Here is an 18,063-nt window from a genome sequence, read left to right as displayed (position 1 = left end):
ATCGAAATTTAAGCGCAGGGCAAAACTATGAGTAACAACATGACCCGCATCACCGTTGACCAAATCAAGTCACTGGCTGAGTGGTGTGGTTTACAGGTAACAGCACCAGCAGGCATGGCCTTAAGCAAGGAACTGCAAATTAGCCAGAGTCAGCTATCAGAACTGATAAAAGCCGTTGGAAAGCGCCCCGAACTGAAAAGAATGCAGTCGCGTATAGCCAGCCTTGAAGAGTTGGCCAATACCCTGAACGAGGATAAAAACAGCCTTGCCCGCAAACTCGACTGCCTGAGCCTCGACAACGACATTCTGCGCAGCCGCGCCATGCCTGAAATGGATTCGCATACCGCTAACGTCTTCATGCGCGCCTTACGCCGTGCCAGGAGTTTGATGCGCTTACGCGCAAAGCTGACGTTTCGCAGCGAGCCGAACCTATTCCCGCTGGAAGATCGTTTCCGTAATGCACTGATTAATTCTTTAACCTCACCTGGAGCAAAACAATGAGCCAGTTAGCTGACTTTCGCAAAAAACTGAAAGACCTCGCTTCCCATATCACACCACAAGCCAGCGCATTGCTGGTTAAGTCAGCCCGTGACAACCGCCTGTCGCCTGAATTGCAGGCATGGGTTAGCACTGTCACACCCGCCAATATTGATGTGCTGCTTTCTCTGGTGGACGAACGAGAGGCGGCTTATGCGGAACTGGATCGCCAGTTGGAAGACTTTAAAAAGATGTTTTCTGATGAAACAGAAACAGGATTAACCGAAACACCAGAAGTTGCGCCTGAGAGCACCGCAGAAGACATCAAGACAAATACCGCAGAAGCGACAGAGCCAAAGAAACAAAAAGCCACCAGCAAGCGCACGTGTGCACCAGCGGGGAATAAATCGTGCCTTGCGGCTATCAGGGCCGCAGAAAGCATTACGGACCGGAAGAAAAGACGCAGAAATGAGCCTCGACGTTATTGCTTTGATCACGCAGCGGCGTGAACGCCTGCTAATGAAAATTATCACCCCTTACGTGCCCGGTTGGCCAGCAGACGATAGTGGCGTCACGTTTCGGTTTGAGGTTGGCGAACAGCTAGTTTTCGTCAACGGTAAACTAGTTGGCGCAGTAAAAGAACGCAGCGACATTCTTCAGTCACATTTTAACGAAGTGCCAAGCGCCATTTGTTCAACGCTGGAATGCTGGCGATTAGGTGACAAGGTGAAGCGGGATGCAATTGTTTAAGGCGCTGGTGGTTTCGCTGGCGTTCCTTACGTGGGGATTGCTTATTGCGCTGGCGTCTGGCGCAACGTGGGGCACGCACCAGGCCGGAATTATCGCCACTGTATCAAGCCTTCTGGCGCTCATATATGGCAGCGCCACCTACCGCAGCAGCCGGAAACGGTTAACAAAGAACACAAAATCATGGAAAAAATGACAGAAAACGGTAACGCAGCAAAATACAAAGGGCAGAATAGTTATGTTCTTCCCATTAAGACATTTGAACCAGCGCCACTCACGCTATGCATTGGTAATTGCAAAATTCGCGAAGTAAACGGCAGGCTGGAATTTGAAGGAGATATAGACGACAAAGCTAAGGATGCATTTAACTACTTCTTTGCTAATTACATGCATAAAGGTGAGGTGTATCACCTACGTAGAAAGGTAGAGCGCCTGGAGCTAAAGAAGCACAAGCTATCATCTACCACTTCAGCGGCTAGCCCAACTGTCGTGAAGCGATTTTTTGATTCTTTTAAACTTCGCCTGCAATCATTTGCGAAGCCTCAATACGTTAAAGCTAATAGCGTTACAGTTACTGGCAAACTTGCAACAACGGCGCGCATCGTGCCAACCGCACGCTATAACTATCTCGTTTGCCATCCACAGCAAGACAAACTCTTTTTGCCCGGATCGGTGTTACGGAATTTTTAGGCGAGTATATTTTTCGCGATCTGGATATCCGCAGCGCCGGTAAAACTACCAAAGAAATTGCCGAAAGCTTTCTTGAATGGACGCGCGATAAAAGCGGTTCGCTAGTGGTATGCCAGGATGGAATTGGAAGAGATATCGCGGATAAGCTGGCAGCGGGTTCTAATGGCCGTACAGTGCAGTCTGTGCGCCTTAGTGTATATATGCCAGGTGATAAGACGTTCGCCAACATGAAGGCATTAGCCTATAGCACTATTGAGGGACTACTAACTCATAGAGGAATTCACTTTCTCACGCAAAATCACCGAGAGGAAATGGATGAGTATTTTGCCAGTAACGTGGTTACGTTAACAACGGATAACCGCATTCGGTATGAGAAAAGCCGGATTGGAAATTTAACCATATTGGCTCTCACTGTCGCGGCGCATCTTCAGCGCAATCCTTCGCAGCAATAGCACAAGGCCCGCCAGCCAATATTTAGCCACCATAGGCGGTGGCTTTTGACTATGCTGCTTAAGGATAGGGAACAACGGAAATTATTGAATAACTTGCTAGGGCATTTTGTTCAGCACTGGTGCTACTGTGCCTTGCTGTATCTTACGCACGGCTTCATACACTTCTTCATTGGTCGGTTCACTGTCACTTGGCAAAATAACCTCTTCAGATCTGGTTTGGCCATTTTTCCTGTGTTGATAAGTGATTTTGTAATTAGGGGTCAGTTTGGATATCGAAAATTATTGTACGTTAAGGAGGTTATACGTTCCTTAATCTGGTAAAGATGACCATTTGAGGAAATTAATTGGGGAAAAGGAAAAGCCGCACTAAATAAGCGGCGGCACACGTCATTAACGGAGTTGGTTCACATGAATGTTAGTTTCAATGCTGGTGGAAATGTTCCACCCGCCTTGAGCTATTTCATGTGAAGTCAACCCAATCAGGATCGTGATAAAGACACTTTTAAAAGCCTTCATCTGATTACCCTCGGATTAATTCGTGTGCTTTGACCAAGACCGGTATCTGTCAGAGCCGCAAGGGAGAGTAACCGCCTGTGCCACGAAAAACATTATTCCTTTCCCAAACCGATCATTAGCCCTGCGAGGCTAACTGGAAAGGTTCATTAAATTACAGCAAACATTTACCACACGTCTCAACTAAAAAATTAAGCAAATCAGCTAATAAACGTATTTACAATTGTTGCATTCTATGAAAATTAGAATTGAATGTATCCATTTCTGCCCATGATGAGTCTTAAATAGAGCTTATCCACAGACTTTATCCACAGATAATAACCAGTGGATATTTACAGGGCATTAGTAAATAGATAGGATTACCCATGAGTAACCGCCTGTGCTAACCACATTGCGCAGCGAAAGAAGTTGCAACTGCGAATTGCTTCTTCAGAGCAGGGACCTGCGAATCCTTGCTCACAAAAGAGCCGCTTAATTGCGGTTTTTTGTGTCTGCTTCTCTTTGTTTCCCGCATTAAAAGAATACTAACACACTCGCTTTTGCGTTATGGCGCGGAAATGTAAACGAGGTTATCGGTTAACGCCCCCACCCATGAACGGAAGCTATTTGAAGGCTTATTTTAAAGCTTTGTAGCAGCTAGTTATTGCTGTGATACATCCCTAACTACATCTAGAGCAACAAAACCAAATCAACACGCAAACCTGAACCGTGACAACTTTCCCGGTGTATTTTCATAAAACGTTATACAGGATAAAAAGCCGAGAAGTGTATAAGCATAAGGCTATCTTTAGATACTAATTCATTAATTAGTATAATGATTAAATATTATTTTCATTTCCCATAACATTTATGAGATTTCTTTGTCTATCAGGTTGATAAAGGAACAAGGGTGCGATTAAAATCACCCGCAGAAAGTTATTAGACAAATAGTCATAAGTACGTTTTCAGGGGGTGAATGACCGATACGCGCCCACGCATTAACAGTGCGGAAGTGGCAGATTACATGCTAAGTATCAACCGGCCAATTTCAGCGCCTGAACTCACCACGATCCTTTCCAGGCTTTACCCGCACCTCCTTGTAGAAAACCATGACATTTATATCCGCCTAAGAGGCTTTTACGTTTCCGATCAGGCTGAGTGTGTAATGAACAATGACGTTCGCCCACGCACGTTCCATCTGAAAAGTATCAGTTGTCGCTATTTCAAGTTTCGACACGGCAGGAAGACGGATATCAGCCAGACGGCAATCGTTCGCGATCACGCAAACATGCCTAATCCCTGGAAGAAGTTGACTAAGAGGCAAAGAGATAAGGCCATGCGCGAAGTCAGAGCCTTATACCAGTCAATACAAAAAGATTTGGTTCATAAAAGAATGACGCTTACCGTTTGAAGGTGATCACGCGCTTATTCTTTTTGGAAGGAAGAGGCGTTGAAGAATCTCCATTATCTTCTACAGAATCCATTGTTGGCGCTGCCTCGCTGGTGCGTTTTGCTGGTGACTGATTTGATACAGCCGGTTCCGGTACTTCTTCAGCGATCTCGTATTTTCCGATCACCTTATCCAGAAGTGCAGCGCGCGCACTGGTAGGCGCTTTAGCCAGCAAACCATTATCATCCAGCAGTTCACGCTCAAGATCGGCAAATGTCAGAACTGCGCGTGAATGGCTTGTTACTGTTGCCGCTGGTGGAGCTTCAGGGGAATTCTGACCAGCAAAAAATTGCGCGCCGCGAAGAATCTCATTCATGCGGGCTGCACGATCTTTTGCAGCGAATTCTTCTGTATCCATTAAGCGAAACAGGTTGAGCAAGCCAGACTCTTCCAGCAGGTTGCCGTTAGCGATGACATTCATCATTAACGCCTGCCGGTCAGCAAGCACTTCTGTACCTTTAATCTTGTCCACAAAGCGCCGCCCTGATGGGCTGTGAGCGGCTACCTTGTCTAAATTAAGCTGGTGGAGATTACGTTTGCGGGCTTCAGTCATGATTAAACGCCTTGAGTCTCTTCTTCAAATTCAGCCTGTAACGCGAAGAAAGCGCCACGGCCATTAGCAGATTGTGGCTGGTAAGGGATAACCACATTGTCATGCCAGTCTGCTACAAAGTTTGGTAGGTCACGCAGCAGGCCCCCAATGTAATTTGCCGTGCCACCTACAACAATCAGGGCATCGGCATTTGCAAGTTGTGGCACGACAACTCCAAGTTTATAGCGAATTTCGCTGGCGTAGCTGGATGCGGCAGCACACATAATTTCGTCCAGTTGAATGCGTTTATGCTTCAATGCTTCTACAGGCGATCCGTAATAGCCACTACGAGCAATCGCATCAACATCATCAAGGGTCATACTACGGATAGTTTCAGCAGCAAGGGCAATTTCAGCCGCTTCAGCAGCCTCAATCATTAGCTGTTTCATCCGCGTCAAAAAGACATGCGCACCCTGGTCAGTCGTTTCGCGTGCATAGGTATCCTGCGTTTCGCAATCGAGGTGAGCATAGTTAATTGTGTAGCGACCAATATCCACAATAACTACGTCTCGCACGCCATCGAGACGCGGTTCAACGTCGCCGCTTTCGGTATACAACGCAGCGTTAAAGGCGGTTACGGCTTCAGGCATAATGCGAACATCAACGATAATCGGGGATGCGATGTCCTTATTGGCATTTTTAACCGCAGTCAAAAGGGATTGGCGCTTTAACTCAATATGAGCGCGGTTTACAGCATTGTTATCATCATAAAATTGATCGGCTGGAAGCGTATCGGCGATGATCACCTTTTGTCCAGATAAGCCAAGTCCGGCAAGTGCATTGACGACCAGCACCCGACAGGCAGCACTAAGTTGATAATCTTTTGTGCGAGTATCAACTGCATTAATAGCCTTCGACTGAACGGCATAGGTGGCTTCAGAGCCATCGCTACCAATCGTTACCCATGAATTACGGGATTCAGTCTCTTTTAACACACCAGGTAAGTAACGGACGTATGAAGGTGTTAGCCGCACCTGCATTTTGCCATCCTTTTCCATGATTGTTGCCACGTTTCCAGAGCCGCAATCCATGCCGACTAAAACAGGGGCTTTATTACTCATAATCTACGTTCTCTTTTGTTGTTAGGAAAATGCACTGACAGAGTAGCGTACCGTGATCATGGCCGCAATAATACAATTGCATTTGAGGGATAAATGCGTATTAATCGCGTAAAGTGCAATCAAATAATTGCTTCTAATGAATTAGAAATCGTTTATCTCATTATTTTGTCTGGTTTAACTCACCTTGTGTAATATCTAAATTAATTAGTTCAATAGACAAATCTTACAAATGACCTGGGACGAACACAGAGCGCGATATGCTGCGTTGTGCCTTGAGCGCAAGGGTCTAACTGTGCGCGAATATGCAGAGGCGCATGGGCTGAATGCGAACACTGCGCGCGTTCAGCTAAAAGGCATAAAAGCGAAGGCGGGGAAAAGCGATCAATACAGTGATCAAAAGCGCGATCATTCGAGCGATCACACCCCTGATCAGGACAATAAAAGACAGTCAAAAAACAAAACAAACAACTCCGCAGGCCGCGCCAGCAAAGGGGCTGCGAAATTAGAGCGTGAGACGCGAGCCAATAAGGACGCGGAAAATGATCGCGATCATCGAAACGACAAAATGATCATGCAGCCGTCGCCAGATGGCGTTGATGATTCAGACCTGATTCATATCCCGTTACCGCGAGGCGGTCGCCGGTTTGCCCGTAATAATGAATACACCATTATTCATGGTCGTTACGCACGCCCACGCATTCAGGATATGAACGATGTCCTGGCGGAAATGGAAGACCAAAATTTCTTTGATACGCTTGATGCCAGGTTAATTGCTAAAACCTATGCACATCTGAACCTGATAGAGCGCGCGCGTAATCGCTCAATGGATCGCCTTGATGAAGATGCCGAAGCATTGGAAGGCGATAAAGATGACGAGGACGGTGGCGGCGGGCTGCATCCGCACCACAAAACACTCCAGATGTTAATCAACGCCAGCGCCGGTATTAGCGAAACAGCCAAATCAATTGCGCATATGCGCACCAACATGCTCAAAACCAGCCGTGATGAAGAAGTACATAACACCAAAATGGAGGTGTTAAACACGGTTGCCCTAGCTTACGAAATGCAGAAACGAAACCCTGAATTAAGCTACGGCGAAATGGCTGCGTTTATAGAGTCGATGGGCGGCAAGGTGCCGTCTCACATCATGGCTATGGCGCGCATTGAGGCCAATAAGCCGCCTGAAGTGGACGATAACGCAGGGAGGTTTCGGAAGAACAAATAGACGCTGAAGCGCGTAAATACCGTGAAATGCAGGCAGGGAAAGAAGATTTCCTGGCTGACCGCCGCGCGCTGGTGGCCAGCATTGTTGATGGCAACGGATATGGCGATCTCGATAGTGAAGGTCAGGGCCGTGAAGGTGAGTTTATCGGGGCTGACTTTGAAGACGACGAAGAATTTGATTTAGACGCCACCAGCGACATGTACGGCGAGGATGATGAAGATTGAGCCGTAAGAAGAAAATCCGCTCGGTGACATCTGACCCGCGCTGGCGGGAAATGGTAATCAGGTATCGCTACAATTGGGGCCTTGCCGCTGTCGAACTATTTGGCAAGATACCGAGCCACCAGCAAGACGAAATTCTCTTATCCGCACAAGAGCAGGGTAGCCGAACGTCTGTAGCCTCCGGGCACGGCACAGGCAAATCGGACATGACCAGTATCATGATCCTGTTGTTCCTTATGCTTCACAAAGATGCGCGCGCCGTTATTGTGGCCAACAAAATTCAGCAGGTTATGGATGGTGTTTTCAAGTATCTCCGTAGTAACTGGAAAGAAGCCGTCAGGCGACAGCCGTGGCTTCAGAATTACTTTGTCCTGACTGATACCACGTTCTATGAAATCACATCAAAGGGTAGCTGGACCGTAAAGGCAAAAGGCTATCGCCGTGGTAACGAAGAAGCACTGGCGGGTGAGCACGCACACCATCTGCTTTACGTGGTCGATGAGGCGTCAGGCGTAGGCGATAAGGCGTTCGGCGTCATGACCGGCGCACTTACGCAGAAAGATAACCGCATGGTGTTGCTGAGCCAGCCAACACGTCCGAGCGGATTCTTTTACGACACACATCATAAGCTTGCGCGCACTAAGGACAATCCAAAAGGCCGCTGGACGGCGATCACGCTCAACTCTGAAGAATCCCCCTGGGTTGAGCCTGAATTTATCATGGACAAGCTGGCGGAGTATGGCGGACGTGATAGTCCTGAATATCAGATTAAGGTATTGGGCCGGTTCCTGGCAATGCTCACGGCTTCCTGTTGGGCCGTGATGAATGTGAGCGAGCTATGCGCCGCAAAGTGCTTTTGCATAAGGGTTGGGGCTGGATTGCGTGCGCTGACGTGGGCAACGGTCGTGATAAATCGGTACTGAGCATTTTCCGCGTATCAGGTGATCGCCACAAGCGCCGTCTTGTGCCGTTCAAGGTGATGGAAATGACCGGCGACTGCCATCCTGTTAAGTTTGCCCACTTCATCTTTAACGAGTGTACCCACGACAAGTATCCCAACATCACTATTGGCGTGGACTCTGATGGCATAGGCGATGCCACAGTGCGCGAATTGCAAAAGCTGGGACAGGAGGTGGTACGCATCAATTGGGGCAAGGTAATGCACTCATATGAAGACAGGAAACGTTTCGCCAATCAGCGTGCGTTTGCCTCGATCATGGCGCGCGATGCCATCCGTTCCGGTCGTCTGCGTTTCGACGCCAGCGGTAAAGCAGCAGAACAGGCGTCTAAAATACCTTGCGACATTAACGAGATGGGCCAGAACGTGATAATGAAAAAGGTGATCATGCGCCAGAAGTTAAACATCAAATCACCTGACCACTTTGACACATATTGTTTTGCCTGGCTGATGCCCTACGAAGCAGCGAACGATGACAGCGGCTTTGACCGTGAAAACGTGCGAGTGGAGGCACTTAAGTATTTGGATGATTATGATGAAGCAGGCGCAGCATAGCGCCTGTATCTGGTGGGGATTTGACAGGTAAGTAAATACTTACCTAAAAAATACTGCAAACAGGCCAGAAGTCACTTTGCTGAGCGAGATTTATCAATACTATGACCCACAAAGAGAAAGGCTAAGGCGCAAATTAGTGAGCACATAAAACCAAGAGGGCTGAGCGGACTAGCAGTGATAGAAATAGAGGCTAGAAACCAGCCAATCACAAAACCTATTATTTTAAACATACCTACATTCCTTTTGAGTAAGTGGCTACTAAAGCGCCAAATTTAGCTTCTTAAAAGCATAATTCTTAGAATTTACTGGATAGAATTAAGAGTCCATTGGCTCCGCTAACTCTGACAGCTTCATACGGCGTGTGACGCGCTTAACTGACCGGCTGTTAGGGTTTAGCGGCACTACCGTTTTACCCATTTTATTACGCTTCACATCATAGGCGCGTGTTGAGTAAATACGGCGCATAGCACGCTTGTTTTCCAGTGCTTCAGCCTTCGCCCGCGCTTTTGCTTCATTCACATCGTCTTCAAGGTAAAGCGACACGTTGTCAGCCATAACTGAGCATGGGACCGGCTTTATTTTGTCATAAATGGTGCGTGAACTATCTGCGCTCGCTTCGCCGCGATCATAGATGGCCAGCTTGTATTTAAGCGCCGGTTCCTGAATAACGCAGCCATACTGGCCAACGCGCATTAAGTCACGCTCGACAAAACCGTCAAAGATACTGGATACAGTTTTTACTTCCTCCAGTGTCGCCTTGTCTTTCAGGCTAATAGTAATGTCAATGTAACCATCCTGACGGCGAACCAGCTTTGTGCCTTCAGGGAATTTCTGAAAGCGCGATAAATCGCTCTCCAGTAGCAAAAGCTTGTCTTCAAGCGCCGCAGCGTCAGCCGGGGATGCGCCACGTATTGCCCGCTCGGTTACGTTGATTTGTTTCTGAATAAGGCCGAGTACCTTTTCCACGTACCATTTAACTGTATTTGCACCGGGATTAATGGCCACCACAACAAAATCACATTCAGGCGCAATAAACGGCACCGGGTGATACATGCTTTTTTAGGGATCGGGGAAACTTTCTTTTCGCGATACTCTTCCGCCAGATCATAGAAACGCTGCCACTCGCGCTGAAGGTGCTTTAACTTCTCCAGCGTCTTCACTCCACCTGATTCTGGACCGCCCACCAGCGCCACAGGGCGCGTAATGGCTTCAGGCTGTTCTGTCTCTGGATACTGTGTGAAATCGAGCAAAGTGGAAATCCATTCCTGGCGAACCTTAAGAAACGCTTTGTAAGCTAGATCAAGTTCGACGGTGTTCATGTGACTTACCTTTATTATAAAAGCGCAATTTTATTGACATACGATACTAATGTTTGTGGTTGTTAATCTAAATCACTATTAGAAAAATAGCCACATCAAATAAGGTAAGGAAACCGCAAACAGAGGTTACAAACGGGCTGTTTAAGCCCGATTTAGGGCCAATCGTTCTAATTGCAGATAATTCTTAGTGTGGATTATGTGTACCGGTTCCAATTAGCATCACTACTGTAATGCTAATTTATTGAACATTTAGAACCGATTTGAAATTGGTGGGATAGTACAGAAAATATTATTGAAACAAGCTAGTGGGAGGTCAGGCGGTGGCGACAACATCCATAATTAGATCGAGGCGTCGGACCTTTTCATTGCGGTCAGTTGTCGGGAAAATTGCATTTAGTACCGACAGTAACATTGCAGCAGCGCCAGATGATTTCAGGTTAATAAAGTGCTCTTTAGCCGCTTGTTTTACTTGGTTTTTATCAATCATTTACTACTCAGTCCACGTCCGAATGTAAGAGGCGTTGCTAATTAATTACTGGTTAGGAAAATAACCATATGCATTCTATCGAGTTTTGATCGGTTGTCTATTTAAAATCGGGTTTCAGATAAAACTTATATAATTCATCGTTTGGTTATCTTAATGGACCGTAATTAGTCTGATAGTTGCAATTGCAATGATTTCATAAGGTACATATTCAAATTGTACGGTTGTTGTCTGGCACACTATGGCCCATTTTTGACATTGGATTGCTAACCTCGCATAATCGCAGTTATGCGAAGTTAGGCGTATAATTTACAAAAGTACATAGTGATCATTTTTTGTGATCGGTCATGCCCACCAGCAACAACGGATACTAAAAAGCTGTCGCTGTTGGGTTTATCTCGGTTTAGATGACCGGTATGCAAGCTGATGATCATTTGATCATATGATCGCTTTGCTTAGTGCTGGTGGCTGAAAATGGTGATTTTGACCTGTCTCAATAGCTATTAGTGAAATGGCGCGTCTACGTGAATTCTTTAGAGCTAGTACCTTGTTGGTTTCTCAGAATTCACGTAGCGACGCCAATTGTTAAGACATAAAAATAAGCAGGAATTAATGGGCGGAATATCTAAACGCGGGAATGTACTAACGACTTTTAATAACAGTGAAGACCTGGCATTACGGCTCAGGAATTTTATTAAGGATAAAGATGCCTACTCAGAAAATACTTGGAAGCAGCTATTATCGGTCATGCGGGTGTGTAACCGATGGGCGATGGAATATGGCCGCTCGTTCTTACCTATGTCTTCGGAGGATTTGCGCGCTTATTTAATTTACCTTCAGGAGTCAGGCCGCGCTTCATCAACTATCAAACAACACGCCGCCATGATTTCTCTGTTACACCGTAACGCAGGTTATGTCGCGCCAAATACTTCCCCGGATGTAACTCGCGCTATAAAGAAAATCAACCGTACTGCGGTGATGTCTGGTGAGCGAACCGGCCAGGCGCTACCGTTCCGTAAAACGGACCTTATGAAGTTCGATGAGTTATGGGGCAGCTCTCCCCGCTTGCAGGACCTTCGCGATTTGGCTTTTCTGCATGTTTCATACAGCACCTTGATGCGTATCAGCGAGATATCGCGCATCCGTGTTAAAGACTTGTCTCGCGCTGAAGATGGCCGGTTTATTATTGATGTGAGATATACAAAAACCATCGTAAATGCCAGCGGTGTGATCAAGGCGCTTAGTGCCCGCTCCAGTAAACGGCTAACAGAATGGCTTGAGGCTGCGGCTCTGTTCGACAAGCCAGAGGCATATATATTCTGCCGGGTGCACAGAACGAACAAGCCATTGACCAGTGATGCGCATAAATTCAGTACACGCTCAATGGAAGAGATTTTTGTGCGCGCCTGGCAGTTGTCCGGGAATGATGAAACAGTCAAGACGAATAAAAACCGCTATGCCGGATGGAGTGGCCATAGTGCCCGCGTTGGCGCAGCGCAGGATATGACAAACAAAGGTTTTAGCGTGGCGGAAATCATGCAGGAAGGCACCTGGCGTAAAACCGAGACGCTGATGGGATATATACGACACGTAGAGGCCCATAAGGGCGCAATGATAAAACATATGGAAGATGAGGATTAAATCCTGTGGCTATAGATTTAAATGCAGCCTACTGCATCCCGTACCACTCATTTTATATTAGAAGCATGTCCTTTTGCTGCGAATCCGCAATTGATTCAGCACACAAAATAAACAGTTTGTTTAGTGTCTTGCCTGAAAAACCTACATTTGAAGACACATTAAAATTGTCTCACCGAGAAATATTAAACGAGATGCAAAATATCGTGATTCAAGGCGGAGCATTATCAAGATATTTTTGGCCAGTAAGGAAAGACCATTTTCCCAGAGGGGAGTTTTTGAGAAAGGCTTTAAAAATCTCTGACAGTAGTGCCCTTAAAGATCGCGGGCTGCGTAATGCTATAGAGCATTTCGATGAAAGATTAGACAACTATTTATCTAGTGGAATAAATGGCATAATTGTTCCCGAATATGTTGGCCCACGCCTGAAAGAAGGTAAAACCGCCGGACATACCTTCCGTGCTTATTTTATGGGTGATGAAATTTTCAAACTTTTAGACGAGGAATTTGAAATCCCTCCAATAGTTAATGAAATTGCCAGAATTAGTTTATCGTTAAGCGAGATTGATAAGAGCGGTAGCACGTTTAAAATTCGTTAATTACCTATAAGGCTTGCGCGTAAGAGGCTAACAAATTTGACCACCAGAGAGCAGGCTATTGAATACCTATATCAGCATTTTTCCACGGCTTCCGGTTGCAGATGGCCAATAAAATTAGAAGGGCTGGAACTTCATTCTAAAACTGGTGGCACATGGTATCGCTATAACCCTAAAGGCTTTCCCGCGCCGTCCGGTTGGAGCTGGTGGCCTTCAGAATTGGTAGGTGAGAAAGGTGCTTTTGTTCTGGCCCCTACAACCGGCTAGCCATATGGTGATAGGGCAGACATCCACAAGTTATTAAGCGTGATGATGTACCATTATGGAAACCGCATGGTTGGATACCTGTCGTTACGCAAGCTAACGATGTAAGCCAGCCGTTATTTATCCTACATAGTGGACATATTAGTGCCTGGCGCCAGTTGCGAGCAAAAAATTTAAAAGCATTGCGTAGAGTGACCGTTCGTAATGGTCAATCCCACTTTCGAAACTATGTACTTGGTAATTTTGGCTGGAAATGTGCCGTTACCGACTTAACTACTTCCGTTGAGGCCGCTCATATCACAGCCTTTTCTAAAGGCGGAGGTATGACTCCGGGTAATGGAGTGGCTTTAGTGTCTTGGTTGCATAAAGCCTATGACGCTCACGCCTTTTGCATTCATCCTTTAACGCTGACCGTCCACGTTCGCAAGATCTGCGTCAGTTTCTGAATATTCATGGTTTGGTTATAGCAAACCCAAAGATTTGGGCAATTAACACTACCGCATTGTCTGAAAGATGGGCTGCATTTGCTGCTTATAATGAGTAGGGTCACACGCCCCTAAATTTAGGGCTATTTTTCTAATAGATGATTTATTTGCTATGCTACCGCAGCACTTAACGGGGGAAGCATGGCTAAAATTTTTTCAAGCAAGACATTCACTATAAACGGCAGCAAAGTTTCACTTGCCGCTGGTATGAAGCATGACTCCCCATCGTTGTGTTAGGCGTGCAACTGTCCACCAGCGGCCCCGGCTCTGATGCGCTTAGCTTTATCGCAATAGATTACCCGATGCGGTCCATCGAGCGTGCGCAAGCGTTCGTTGCAGAAGCGGATGAAGCAGTGGCCATACGCGGCAAATCAGAAGTTGAATCTAAGTTTGGCGACGTAATCAGCCGGATCACTATGGCTTTTGGTGACAATGCCGCCACTCCAGCGCCAGTTAAACGAATAAATCCATTTGAGGCACGATAATGAAGTACATCATCAATGAAGCACTGAGCATTACCCTTAACAAGAAAGGTCAGGCAACCATTCACGATACGGCCTGCCTGCTGGCTGCGATTGCTGGCTTGCGCCATGATCCCGATGCAAGCCAGGGCGCAGCAAATATTTTTGTTGGTGAGGATGGCACTCATTATTGGATTCCTAAACCTGTTGCTGCTGGCATCACACCGGATTACTCAGAGTTTGCCAATATGATGCAACTGGCTCCGCATAAAAACCCTGCATTCTGTCATGTGCTTATGCGCAAACTTGGCCTGATCGTTAGCCCTGTATTACTGGACGGTGGCCATCTTGCTGGTCAATGGCGCGTTGAGTATGTAACGTTTTATGGCGTAACTGATTTTAAAAACAACGGCTGGACATTTGGTGAAAATGAACCAGTAAGTGAAACCTCACAAAATCTGTTTGAGGCAATTTGCCGCACTGCTATTCGCGTAGCTGGTGTTGGCCGCAAAGCGTATCTGCTGCGTGAGTCGAAAGATTCAAATGACGCTAAGTTAATTTATCTTAGCGACTGGTGCATTGACTGGATTGCGCAAAACACCACTGATGCCGAGCGCCTGCAACCTGTTCCAGCACTGGATGCGTATGCTGTCTGCGGCATTTCAGAAGAAGACGCTAAACGTATCCTTGAAAATGCCATCGCAGAATCTAAAGCTAATGCTGAAGCTGCGCCTGCTCCAGTACCATCAGCCGAATCATCGGCACCAACTACTAATGAGCCAGCGCCTGAAGGATCAGCACCGGCTACCGCCCCTATTGAATAAGTAACGCGCACCTACTTACATAGGGTGAATGGCTATCGCCCTATTTTACTAATTAGTGAATTATTAACTGTATATTTAACGGGTACACAATGAACGGACGTACACCTACCGCTGCTGAGCGGCACTTTATGGATAAGATGGGCAAACTCCCTTGTATTGCCTGCCTTCTAAATGGAAAGCAAACCCTTGAGATTAGTCTGCATCACATTGAAGGGCGAACAAAAGAAGGCGCGCACTTTTGATTCTCCCTCTGTGTGTTTATCACCACCAGCACGCCGCACCGCTGGCAGTTCGCACCTGTTATCCGTGGCTGGTTCCGGTCCATGCCTGCGGGAATGTTGGAGGCAGAGTAGCTTTTGAAAAACACAACAACACGCAAGGATTTCTCCTAGAACTTTGCCATGCGCTAATTCAGCGCATGGCAAATGGACTTGTGTTAGGCTGATTACTCTTTAGGATCAGCATAAAGACTTGAGGGTTCGGGATCATTCGTCTGATGAGTTACTTCTAATAAATCCTCAGCCAAATTTATCTCATTACCTACAGGGGGATTGAAAAAATATAAGTCACCAATTACGTTGCTTGAACCAACAATTGCTAAGGTAATGTCTTCAAAATTAGATGTCATATCTTGGGATGCTATTTTATAAATCTCCGCTCCAGCCCTAGTAAGTTGATATACGCGTGTTTCTGGAATATCACCGGTCATGTTATCAGCGCGAATTAAAAATTCACCAGTATTTATTACATGGCCGCTTATAAGTCTTCCATCTTCAGTTATTAACTTAGAATCATTCCAATGCTGGTGGTATGGCGTATCGCGATGGCTTATTAAACCAGCCTCACTCAGTATTATATAATTATCATTTTCAACTACAATGGCTTCAGGTATAGACCAGCCGTCTAGAATAAATGGGCAGATCGTTACAAACAAATCAACTTCTTCTCTAGAAAGATTCTTTAATACGTCAAGTGTCCTTAGTGATATTGAGTCTGGGTGCCTTACCTCTTCAGCTAATAAATGCCCCCAAATCAACCTTAAATCTTCACTTTCAATCAGTTTAGCTTCATCTCTCCACCTATTGATAAACTCATTAGAGACTGGCTTGGTTGAGGTTGTTCCTTTTGCTTCCAGCGCATTAACAGCCGGTACAAAGCATCCTAGGAGATTAGTCGTTTCATCTATATCAGCTTTAGAGCTAAGCGAATCTAATAAAATTACAGCTTTCGTTTCGGGATTATATACAGCCTTTCCACTTTCAATGAGCTTTTCGGCCACTCCGAGTTGGGCGTTAAATAATCTTTCCTCTGCTTTAGATTGCGTTTCTATTCTTAAAATGTCTGCATTAATTTCCGCTTGCTTTTTGCCAAATATTTTAACCCATATCCTGTCTATACCATTGGGCATGCTTTCATTTAATAACTTGCTGATTTCTGCTTTAAACGGGAATCCTTCTAACATCGTTTTATACCTCCATTTATATCTATATTTTTATTTGGTTTTCAATTTTATAACATTTTTTAACGATCTCTGCCGGTCACTGATTATAACTTAAGCATATATTGTATGAATAAGCCATTTGGGAAAATATAATTGACATATATCTGACTATTTATCTAATATGTTTTTGCTGCGGCGGTTTTGGTTGGGGTGTTGCTTTCGACGGCAACAAATTTACTTCTTGTACAATTTTCAGCGCGACAGCCGAAATCACCACAGCAACGAAAAAACCGCCTTTATTGGCGGTTTTTTTCTTTCTGAAGGTGTATCTCTATGGTTCAAAAAATTCTCGTCGCCTCGCTATCGCAGAGCAAGCCTATGCTACTGGAATCTGTGTATACCGATGGCATTCTGGTTATGGGTGATGCTATCACCCTGAAGCCTTCCCGTGATTCTCTTATTGCTGAAATGATTCCCCGTCTTATCAACCGTCGCGCCAGAGGCTTTAAAGTGCTGGTGGATGAAGTATCAGGCGACTTTTGCAGGATGTCAGGGGCAAGCAAAGTAAGGTTGAACGATCAGCACTTTGATGATCGCCCTGTCCTGTCCGTTGCGCTCGACCGCTATCAGGAATTGCGTCGCTTAAAATCAATCATTACGCCTCAATCCGGTACAGGATTCGACATTCCTGCCAGCCTCATCGATACCACCAGTAACGCCAAAGGCGAGACTGTTTACAACATCAATTGGGCTGAAATCACCGCCAGCCACGTTCTTACCATCCTGAGCGTTTACGCCACGTTGTATAACCGCCCCGGTTCGGCTGATTACATATCGCAAGTTACCGCAACTATGGCCATTCCTGAACCGCGTAAGGCTGGAGGCGACTGGCTGACCGAGCACCAGAATGGCAAAGAGAAACCAAAGCCAACGCTGGCAGGTAAAACCATTGATGAGGACACGATCATCTTATGAGTGATTACAGTCGCCTTGATGACCGCTATATCGACGATCCGGTAATCCGTTCATTCATGCACAACGAGGTAGTGGCTAAATCCACCAGCCAAGATAGTGACCTTTATGGCTATGACATTAAGCCAGAAGAAGAGTATCGCCCCGATCTCGTGGCACACCGTGTATGGGGTACAGATGAACTTCGCTGGGCCGTGCGAACGATTGCAGGTACTGAGGCCGAATGGGACCCCTTACCGGTTGGCGAAACACTGTATATGCCGCCGCTTGCCTGGCTACGTGACCGCATCCGCCATTTTGCGAATGACGGTGAAGTATCCGACACAGTAGACACGGATTAACAGGGTACTCAATGGCAGATTTTGAGAAAGACCGGTTTGGCCGGTATGTCACGCAAGGTTTATCCCCAAAGCAGTTCGACAAGGTATTTGACACCATTCATCAGGACCGGCAAAAACGTCGCCGCCAGAAAGCCAGGCAGTTAACGCCAGCCGTACTGAAGAATAAAAATTTGGATGAAATCCTGAAGCTGGGCAAGAAGCAGGTCGGGACCTTTTTACCATAGACGACCTTAAATCGTTCGAACGAAACCGCAAACAGGTACGAAAGCAATACACCGGCACTCAGACTGGTATCACTCACGCGCAACTGGTGGCCAA

25 protein-coding genes and 1 pseudogene are annotated in these 18,063 nt (G+C 46.2%); 20 read left to right on the top strand and 6 right to left on the bottom strand.

The annotated features are described in order from the left end of the window. Positions 1-27 precede the first annotated feature (27 nt). From O3W44_RS21950 to O3W44_RS21920, 7 genes are all read left to right on the top strand, one after another. On the top strand, positions 28-501 hold the full coding sequence (locus O3W44_RS21950) for a hypothetical protein (RefSeq protein WP_269294847.1): 474 nt from the start codon (positions 28-30) through the stop codon (positions 499-501). Then, complete coding sequence (locus O3W44_RS21945) at positions 498-986, top strand: hypothetical protein (protein ID WP_269294846.1); 489 nt, start codon at positions 498-500, stop codon at positions 984-986. Before O3W44_RS21950 ends, O3W44_RS21945 begins: the two co-directional genes overlap by 4 nt. A 10-nt stretch (positions 987-996) precedes the next feature. Further along, complete coding sequence (locus O3W44_RS21940; protein ID WP_269294845.1) at positions 997-1,227, top strand: hypothetical protein; 231 nt, start codon at positions 997-999, stop codon at positions 1,225-1,227. Further along, positions 1,214-1,420 carry a hypothetical protein gene (locus O3W44_RS21935; protein WP_269294844.1) on the top strand — a complete coding sequence of 69 codons (207 nt, stop codon included), beginning with the start codon at positions 1,214-1,216 and terminating at the stop codon, positions 1,418-1,420. Before O3W44_RS21940 ends, O3W44_RS21935 begins: the two co-directional genes overlap by 14 nt. Beyond that, the gene (locus tag O3W44_RS21930; protein WP_269294843.1) at positions 1,408-1,914 is read left to right on the top strand and encodes a hypothetical protein; all 507 of its coding nucleotides are present in this window, start codon (positions 1,408-1,410) and stop codon (positions 1,912-1,914) included. The genes O3W44_RS21935 and O3W44_RS21930 overlap by 13 nt, the downstream gene beginning before the upstream one ends. Continuing rightward, entirely contained in the window at positions 1,857-2,366 is a 510-nt protein-coding gene (locus O3W44_RS21925) for a hypothetical protein (protein WP_269294842.1), read from the top strand. Before O3W44_RS21930 ends, O3W44_RS21925 begins: the two co-directional genes overlap by 58 nt. 1,468 nt (positions 2,367-3,834) lie before the next feature. Further along, positions 3,835-4,269, top strand: coding sequence for a hypothetical protein (locus tag O3W44_RS21920; protein WP_269294841.1), 435 nt, complete (start codon positions 3,835-3,837; stop codon positions 4,267-4,269). On the opposite strand, the gene O3W44_RS21915 is transcribed toward O3W44_RS21920, so the two are convergent. After that, the gene (locus O3W44_RS21915; protein WP_269294840.1) at positions 4,259-4,861 is read right to left on the bottom strand and encodes a hypothetical protein; all 603 of its coding nucleotides are present in this window, start codon (positions 4,859-4,861) and stop codon (positions 4,259-4,261) included. The genes O3W44_RS21920 and O3W44_RS21915 overlap by 11 nt on opposite strands. A 2-nt stretch (positions 4,862-4,863) precedes the next feature. Beyond that, the gene (gene parM, locus O3W44_RS21910; protein ID WP_269294839.1) at positions 4,864-5,961 is read right to left on the bottom strand and encodes a plasmid segregation protein ParM domain-containing protein; all 1,098 of its coding nucleotides are present in this window, start codon (positions 5,959-5,961) and stop codon (positions 4,864-4,866) included. Between the two features lie 292 nt (positions 5,962-6,253). Here parM and O3W44_RS21905 point away from each other — a divergent pair, with 292 nt between their 5' ends. The 4 genes from O3W44_RS21905 to O3W44_RS21890 all read left to right on the top strand — a co-directional run bounded on the left by O3W44_RS21905 (position 6,254) and on the right by O3W44_RS21890 (position 8,920). Continuing rightward, positions 6,254-7,186, top strand: a complete 933-nt coding sequence (locus O3W44_RS21905; RefSeq protein ID WP_269294838.1) for a hypothetical protein — start codon at positions 6,254-6,256, stop codon at positions 7,184-7,186. A 26-nt stretch (positions 7,187-7,212) separates the two neighbouring features. Next, entirely contained in the window at positions 7,213-7,410 is a 198-nt protein-coding gene (locus O3W44_RS21900; protein WP_269294837.1) for a hypothetical protein, read from the top strand. A gap of 203 nt (positions 7,411-7,613) precedes the next feature. Further along, the gene (locus O3W44_RS21895; RefSeq protein ID WP_269294836.1) at positions 7,614-8,330 is read left to right on the top strand and encodes a hypothetical protein; all 717 of its coding nucleotides are present in this window, start codon (positions 7,614-7,616) and stop codon (positions 8,328-8,330) included. Then, positions 8,300-8,920: a hypothetical protein gene (locus tag O3W44_RS21890; protein ID WP_269294835.1), complete on the top strand. Its 621-nt coding sequence runs from the start codon at positions 8,300-8,302 to the stop codon at positions 8,918-8,920. The genes O3W44_RS21895 and O3W44_RS21890 overlap by 31 nt, the downstream gene beginning before the upstream one ends. Before the next feature lie 315 nt (positions 8,921-9,235). On the opposite strand, the gene O3W44_RS21885 is transcribed toward O3W44_RS21890, so the two are convergent. From O3W44_RS21885 to O3W44_RS21875, 3 genes are all read right to left on the bottom strand, one after another. Then, a complete protein-coding gene (locus O3W44_RS21885) occupies positions 9,236-9,886 on the bottom strand; it encodes a hypothetical protein (RefSeq protein ID WP_269294834.1) in 651 nt (216 codons plus the stop codon). Then, positions 9,844-10,239: a hypothetical protein gene (locus O3W44_RS21880; RefSeq protein ID WP_269294833.1), complete on the bottom strand. Its 396-nt coding sequence runs from the start codon at positions 10,237-10,239 to the stop codon at positions 9,844-9,846. The genes O3W44_RS21885 and O3W44_RS21880 overlap by 43 nt, the downstream gene beginning before the upstream one ends. 313 nt (positions 10,240-10,552) lie before the next feature. Then, entirely contained in the window at positions 10,553-10,726 is a 174-nt protein-coding gene (locus O3W44_RS21875; RefSeq protein WP_269294832.1) for a hypothetical protein, read from the bottom strand. Between the two features lie 609 nt (positions 10,727-11,335). On the opposite strand from O3W44_RS21875, the gene O3W44_RS21870 reads away from it, so the two are divergent. The 6 genes and pseudogenes from O3W44_RS21870 (at position 11,336) to O3W44_RS24740 (ending at position 15,436) form a co-directional block, all read left to right on the top strand. After that, on the top strand, positions 11,336-12,364 hold the full coding sequence (locus O3W44_RS21870; protein WP_269294831.1) for a tyrosine-type recombinase/integrase: 1,029 nt from the start codon (positions 11,336-11,338) through the stop codon (positions 12,362-12,364). A 5-nt stretch (positions 12,365-12,369) separates the two neighbouring features. Beyond that, on the top strand, positions 12,370-12,960 hold the full coding sequence (locus O3W44_RS21865; protein ID WP_269294830.1) for a hypothetical protein: 591 nt from the start codon (positions 12,370-12,372) through the stop codon (positions 12,958-12,960). Positions 12,961-13,412: 452 nt separating this feature from the next. Then, the gene (locus O3W44_RS25150; protein WP_442954687.1) at positions 13,413-13,667 is read left to right on the top strand and encodes an HNH endonuclease; all 255 of its coding nucleotides are present in this window, start codon (positions 13,413-13,415) and stop codon (positions 13,665-13,667) included. 278 nt (positions 13,668-13,945) lie between these two features. Then, the gene (locus O3W44_RS21860; protein WP_269294829.1) at positions 13,946-14,191 is read left to right on the top strand and encodes a hypothetical protein; all 246 of its coding nucleotides are present in this window, start codon (positions 13,946-13,948) and stop codon (positions 14,189-14,191) included. Continuing rightward, positions 14,191-14,991, top strand: coding sequence for a hypothetical protein (locus tag O3W44_RS21855; protein ID WP_269294828.1), 801 nt, complete (start codon positions 14,191-14,193; stop codon positions 14,989-14,991). Before O3W44_RS21860 ends, O3W44_RS21855 begins: the two co-directional genes overlap by 1 nt. A gap of 89 nt (positions 14,992-15,080) precedes the next feature. Then, positions 15,081-15,436: pseudogene (locus O3W44_RS24740) on the top strand (Ref family recombination enhancement nuclease). Here the strand turns inward: O3W44_RS24740 and O3W44_RS21840 are convergent. Beyond that, positions 15,437-16,453 (bottom strand): DUF2806 domain-containing protein, encoded by a 1,017-nt coding sequence (locus tag O3W44_RS21840; RefSeq protein ID WP_269294826.1) that lies wholly within the window; start codon positions 16,451-16,453, stop codon positions 15,437-15,439. Positions 16,454-16,765: 312 nt separating this feature from the next. Between O3W44_RS21840 and O3W44_RS21835 the strand changes: the two genes are divergently transcribed. From O3W44_RS21835 to O3W44_RS21825, 3 genes are read left to right on the top strand one after another with little or no spacing between them, the layout of a single operon-like run. Then, a complete protein-coding gene (locus O3W44_RS21835) occupies positions 16,766-17,407 on the top strand; it encodes a maturation control protein (protein ID WP_269294825.1) in 642 nt (213 codons plus the stop codon). Then, complete coding sequence (locus tag O3W44_RS21830) at positions 17,404-17,745, top strand: baseplate protein (protein WP_269294824.1); 342 nt, start codon at positions 17,404-17,406, stop codon at positions 17,743-17,745. Before O3W44_RS21835 ends, O3W44_RS21830 begins: the two co-directional genes overlap by 4 nt. 11 nt (positions 17,746-17,756) lie before the next feature. Next, entirely contained in the window at positions 17,757-17,969 is a 213-nt protein-coding gene (locus O3W44_RS21825; RefSeq protein WP_269294823.1) for a hypothetical protein, read from the top strand. Positions 17,970-18,063: the final 94 nt, after the last annotated feature.

Source organism: Pantoea sp. LMR881, from assembly GCF_027157825.1.
Taxonomy (GTDB): Bacteria; Pseudomonadota; Gammaproteobacteria; order Enterobacterales; family Enterobacteriaceae; genus Pantoea; species Pantoea haifensis.
This window is presented reverse-complemented; position numbering and strand designations above follow the sequence as displayed.

Coding starts and splice junctions, on each gene's coding strand:
- O3W44_RS21895 (WP_269294836.1), top strand. CDS start 7,614: ATGACCAGTATCATGATCCTGTTGTTCCTTATGCTTCACAAAGATGCG.
- O3W44_RS21855 (WP_269294828.1), top strand. CDS start 14,191: ATGAAGTACATCATCAATGAAGCACTGAGCATTACCCTTAACAAGAAA.
- O3W44_RS21835 (WP_269294825.1), top strand. CDS start 16,766: ATGGTTCAAAAAATTCTCGTCGCCTCGCTATCGCAGAGCAAGCCTATG.
- O3W44_RS21880 (WP_269294833.1), bottom strand. CDS start 10,239: ATGAACACCGTCGAACTTGATCTAGCTTACAAAGCGTTTCTTAAGGTT.
- O3W44_RS21945 (WP_269294846.1), top strand. CDS start 498: ATGAGCCAGTTAGCTGACTTTCGCAAAAAACTGAAAGACCTCGCTTCC.
- O3W44_RS21940 (WP_269294845.1), top strand. CDS start 997: ATGAAAATTATCACCCCTTACGTGCCCGGTTGGCCAGCAGACGATAGT.
- parM (WP_269294839.1), bottom strand. CDS start 5,961: ATGAGTAATAAAGCCCCTGTTTTAGTCGGCATGGATTGCGGCTCTGGA.
- O3W44_RS21930 (WP_269294843.1), top strand. CDS start 1,408: ATGGAAAAAATGACAGAAAACGGTAACGCAGCAAAATACAAAGGGCAG.
- O3W44_RS21950 (WP_269294847.1), top strand. CDS start 28: ATGAGTAACAACATGACCCGCATCACCGTTGACCAAATCAAGTCACTG.
- O3W44_RS21935 (WP_269294844.1), top strand. CDS start 1,214: ATGCAATTGTTTAAGGCGCTGGTGGTTTCGCTGGCGTTCCTTACGTGG.
- O3W44_RS21825 (WP_269294823.1), top strand. CDS start 17,757: ATGGCAGATTTTGAGAAAGACCGGTTTGGCCGGTATGTCACGCAAGGT.
- O3W44_RS21870 (WP_269294831.1), top strand. CDS start 11,336: ATGGGCGGAATATCTAAACGCGGGAATGTACTAACGACTTTTAATAAC.
- O3W44_RS21830 (WP_269294824.1), top strand. CDS start 17,404: ATGAGTGATTACAGTCGCCTTGATGACCGCTATATCGACGATCCGGTA.
- O3W44_RS21875 (WP_269294832.1), bottom strand. CDS start 10,726: ATGATTGATAAAAACCAAGTAAAACAAGCGGCTAAAGAGCACTTTATT.
- O3W44_RS21915 (WP_269294840.1), bottom strand. CDS start 4,861: ATGACTGAAGCCCGCAAACGTAATCTCCACCAGCTTAATTTAGACAAG.
- O3W44_RS21900 (WP_269294837.1), top strand. CDS start 7,213: ATGCAGGCAGGGAAAGAAGATTTCCTGGCTGACCGCCGCGCGCTGGTG.
- O3W44_RS21840 (WP_269294826.1), bottom strand. CDS start 16,453: ATGTTAGAAGGATTCCCGTTTAAAGCAGAAATCAGCAAGTTATTAAAT.
- O3W44_RS21920 (WP_269294841.1), top strand. CDS start 3,835: ATGACCGATACGCGCCCACGCATTAACAGTGCGGAAGTGGCAGATTAC.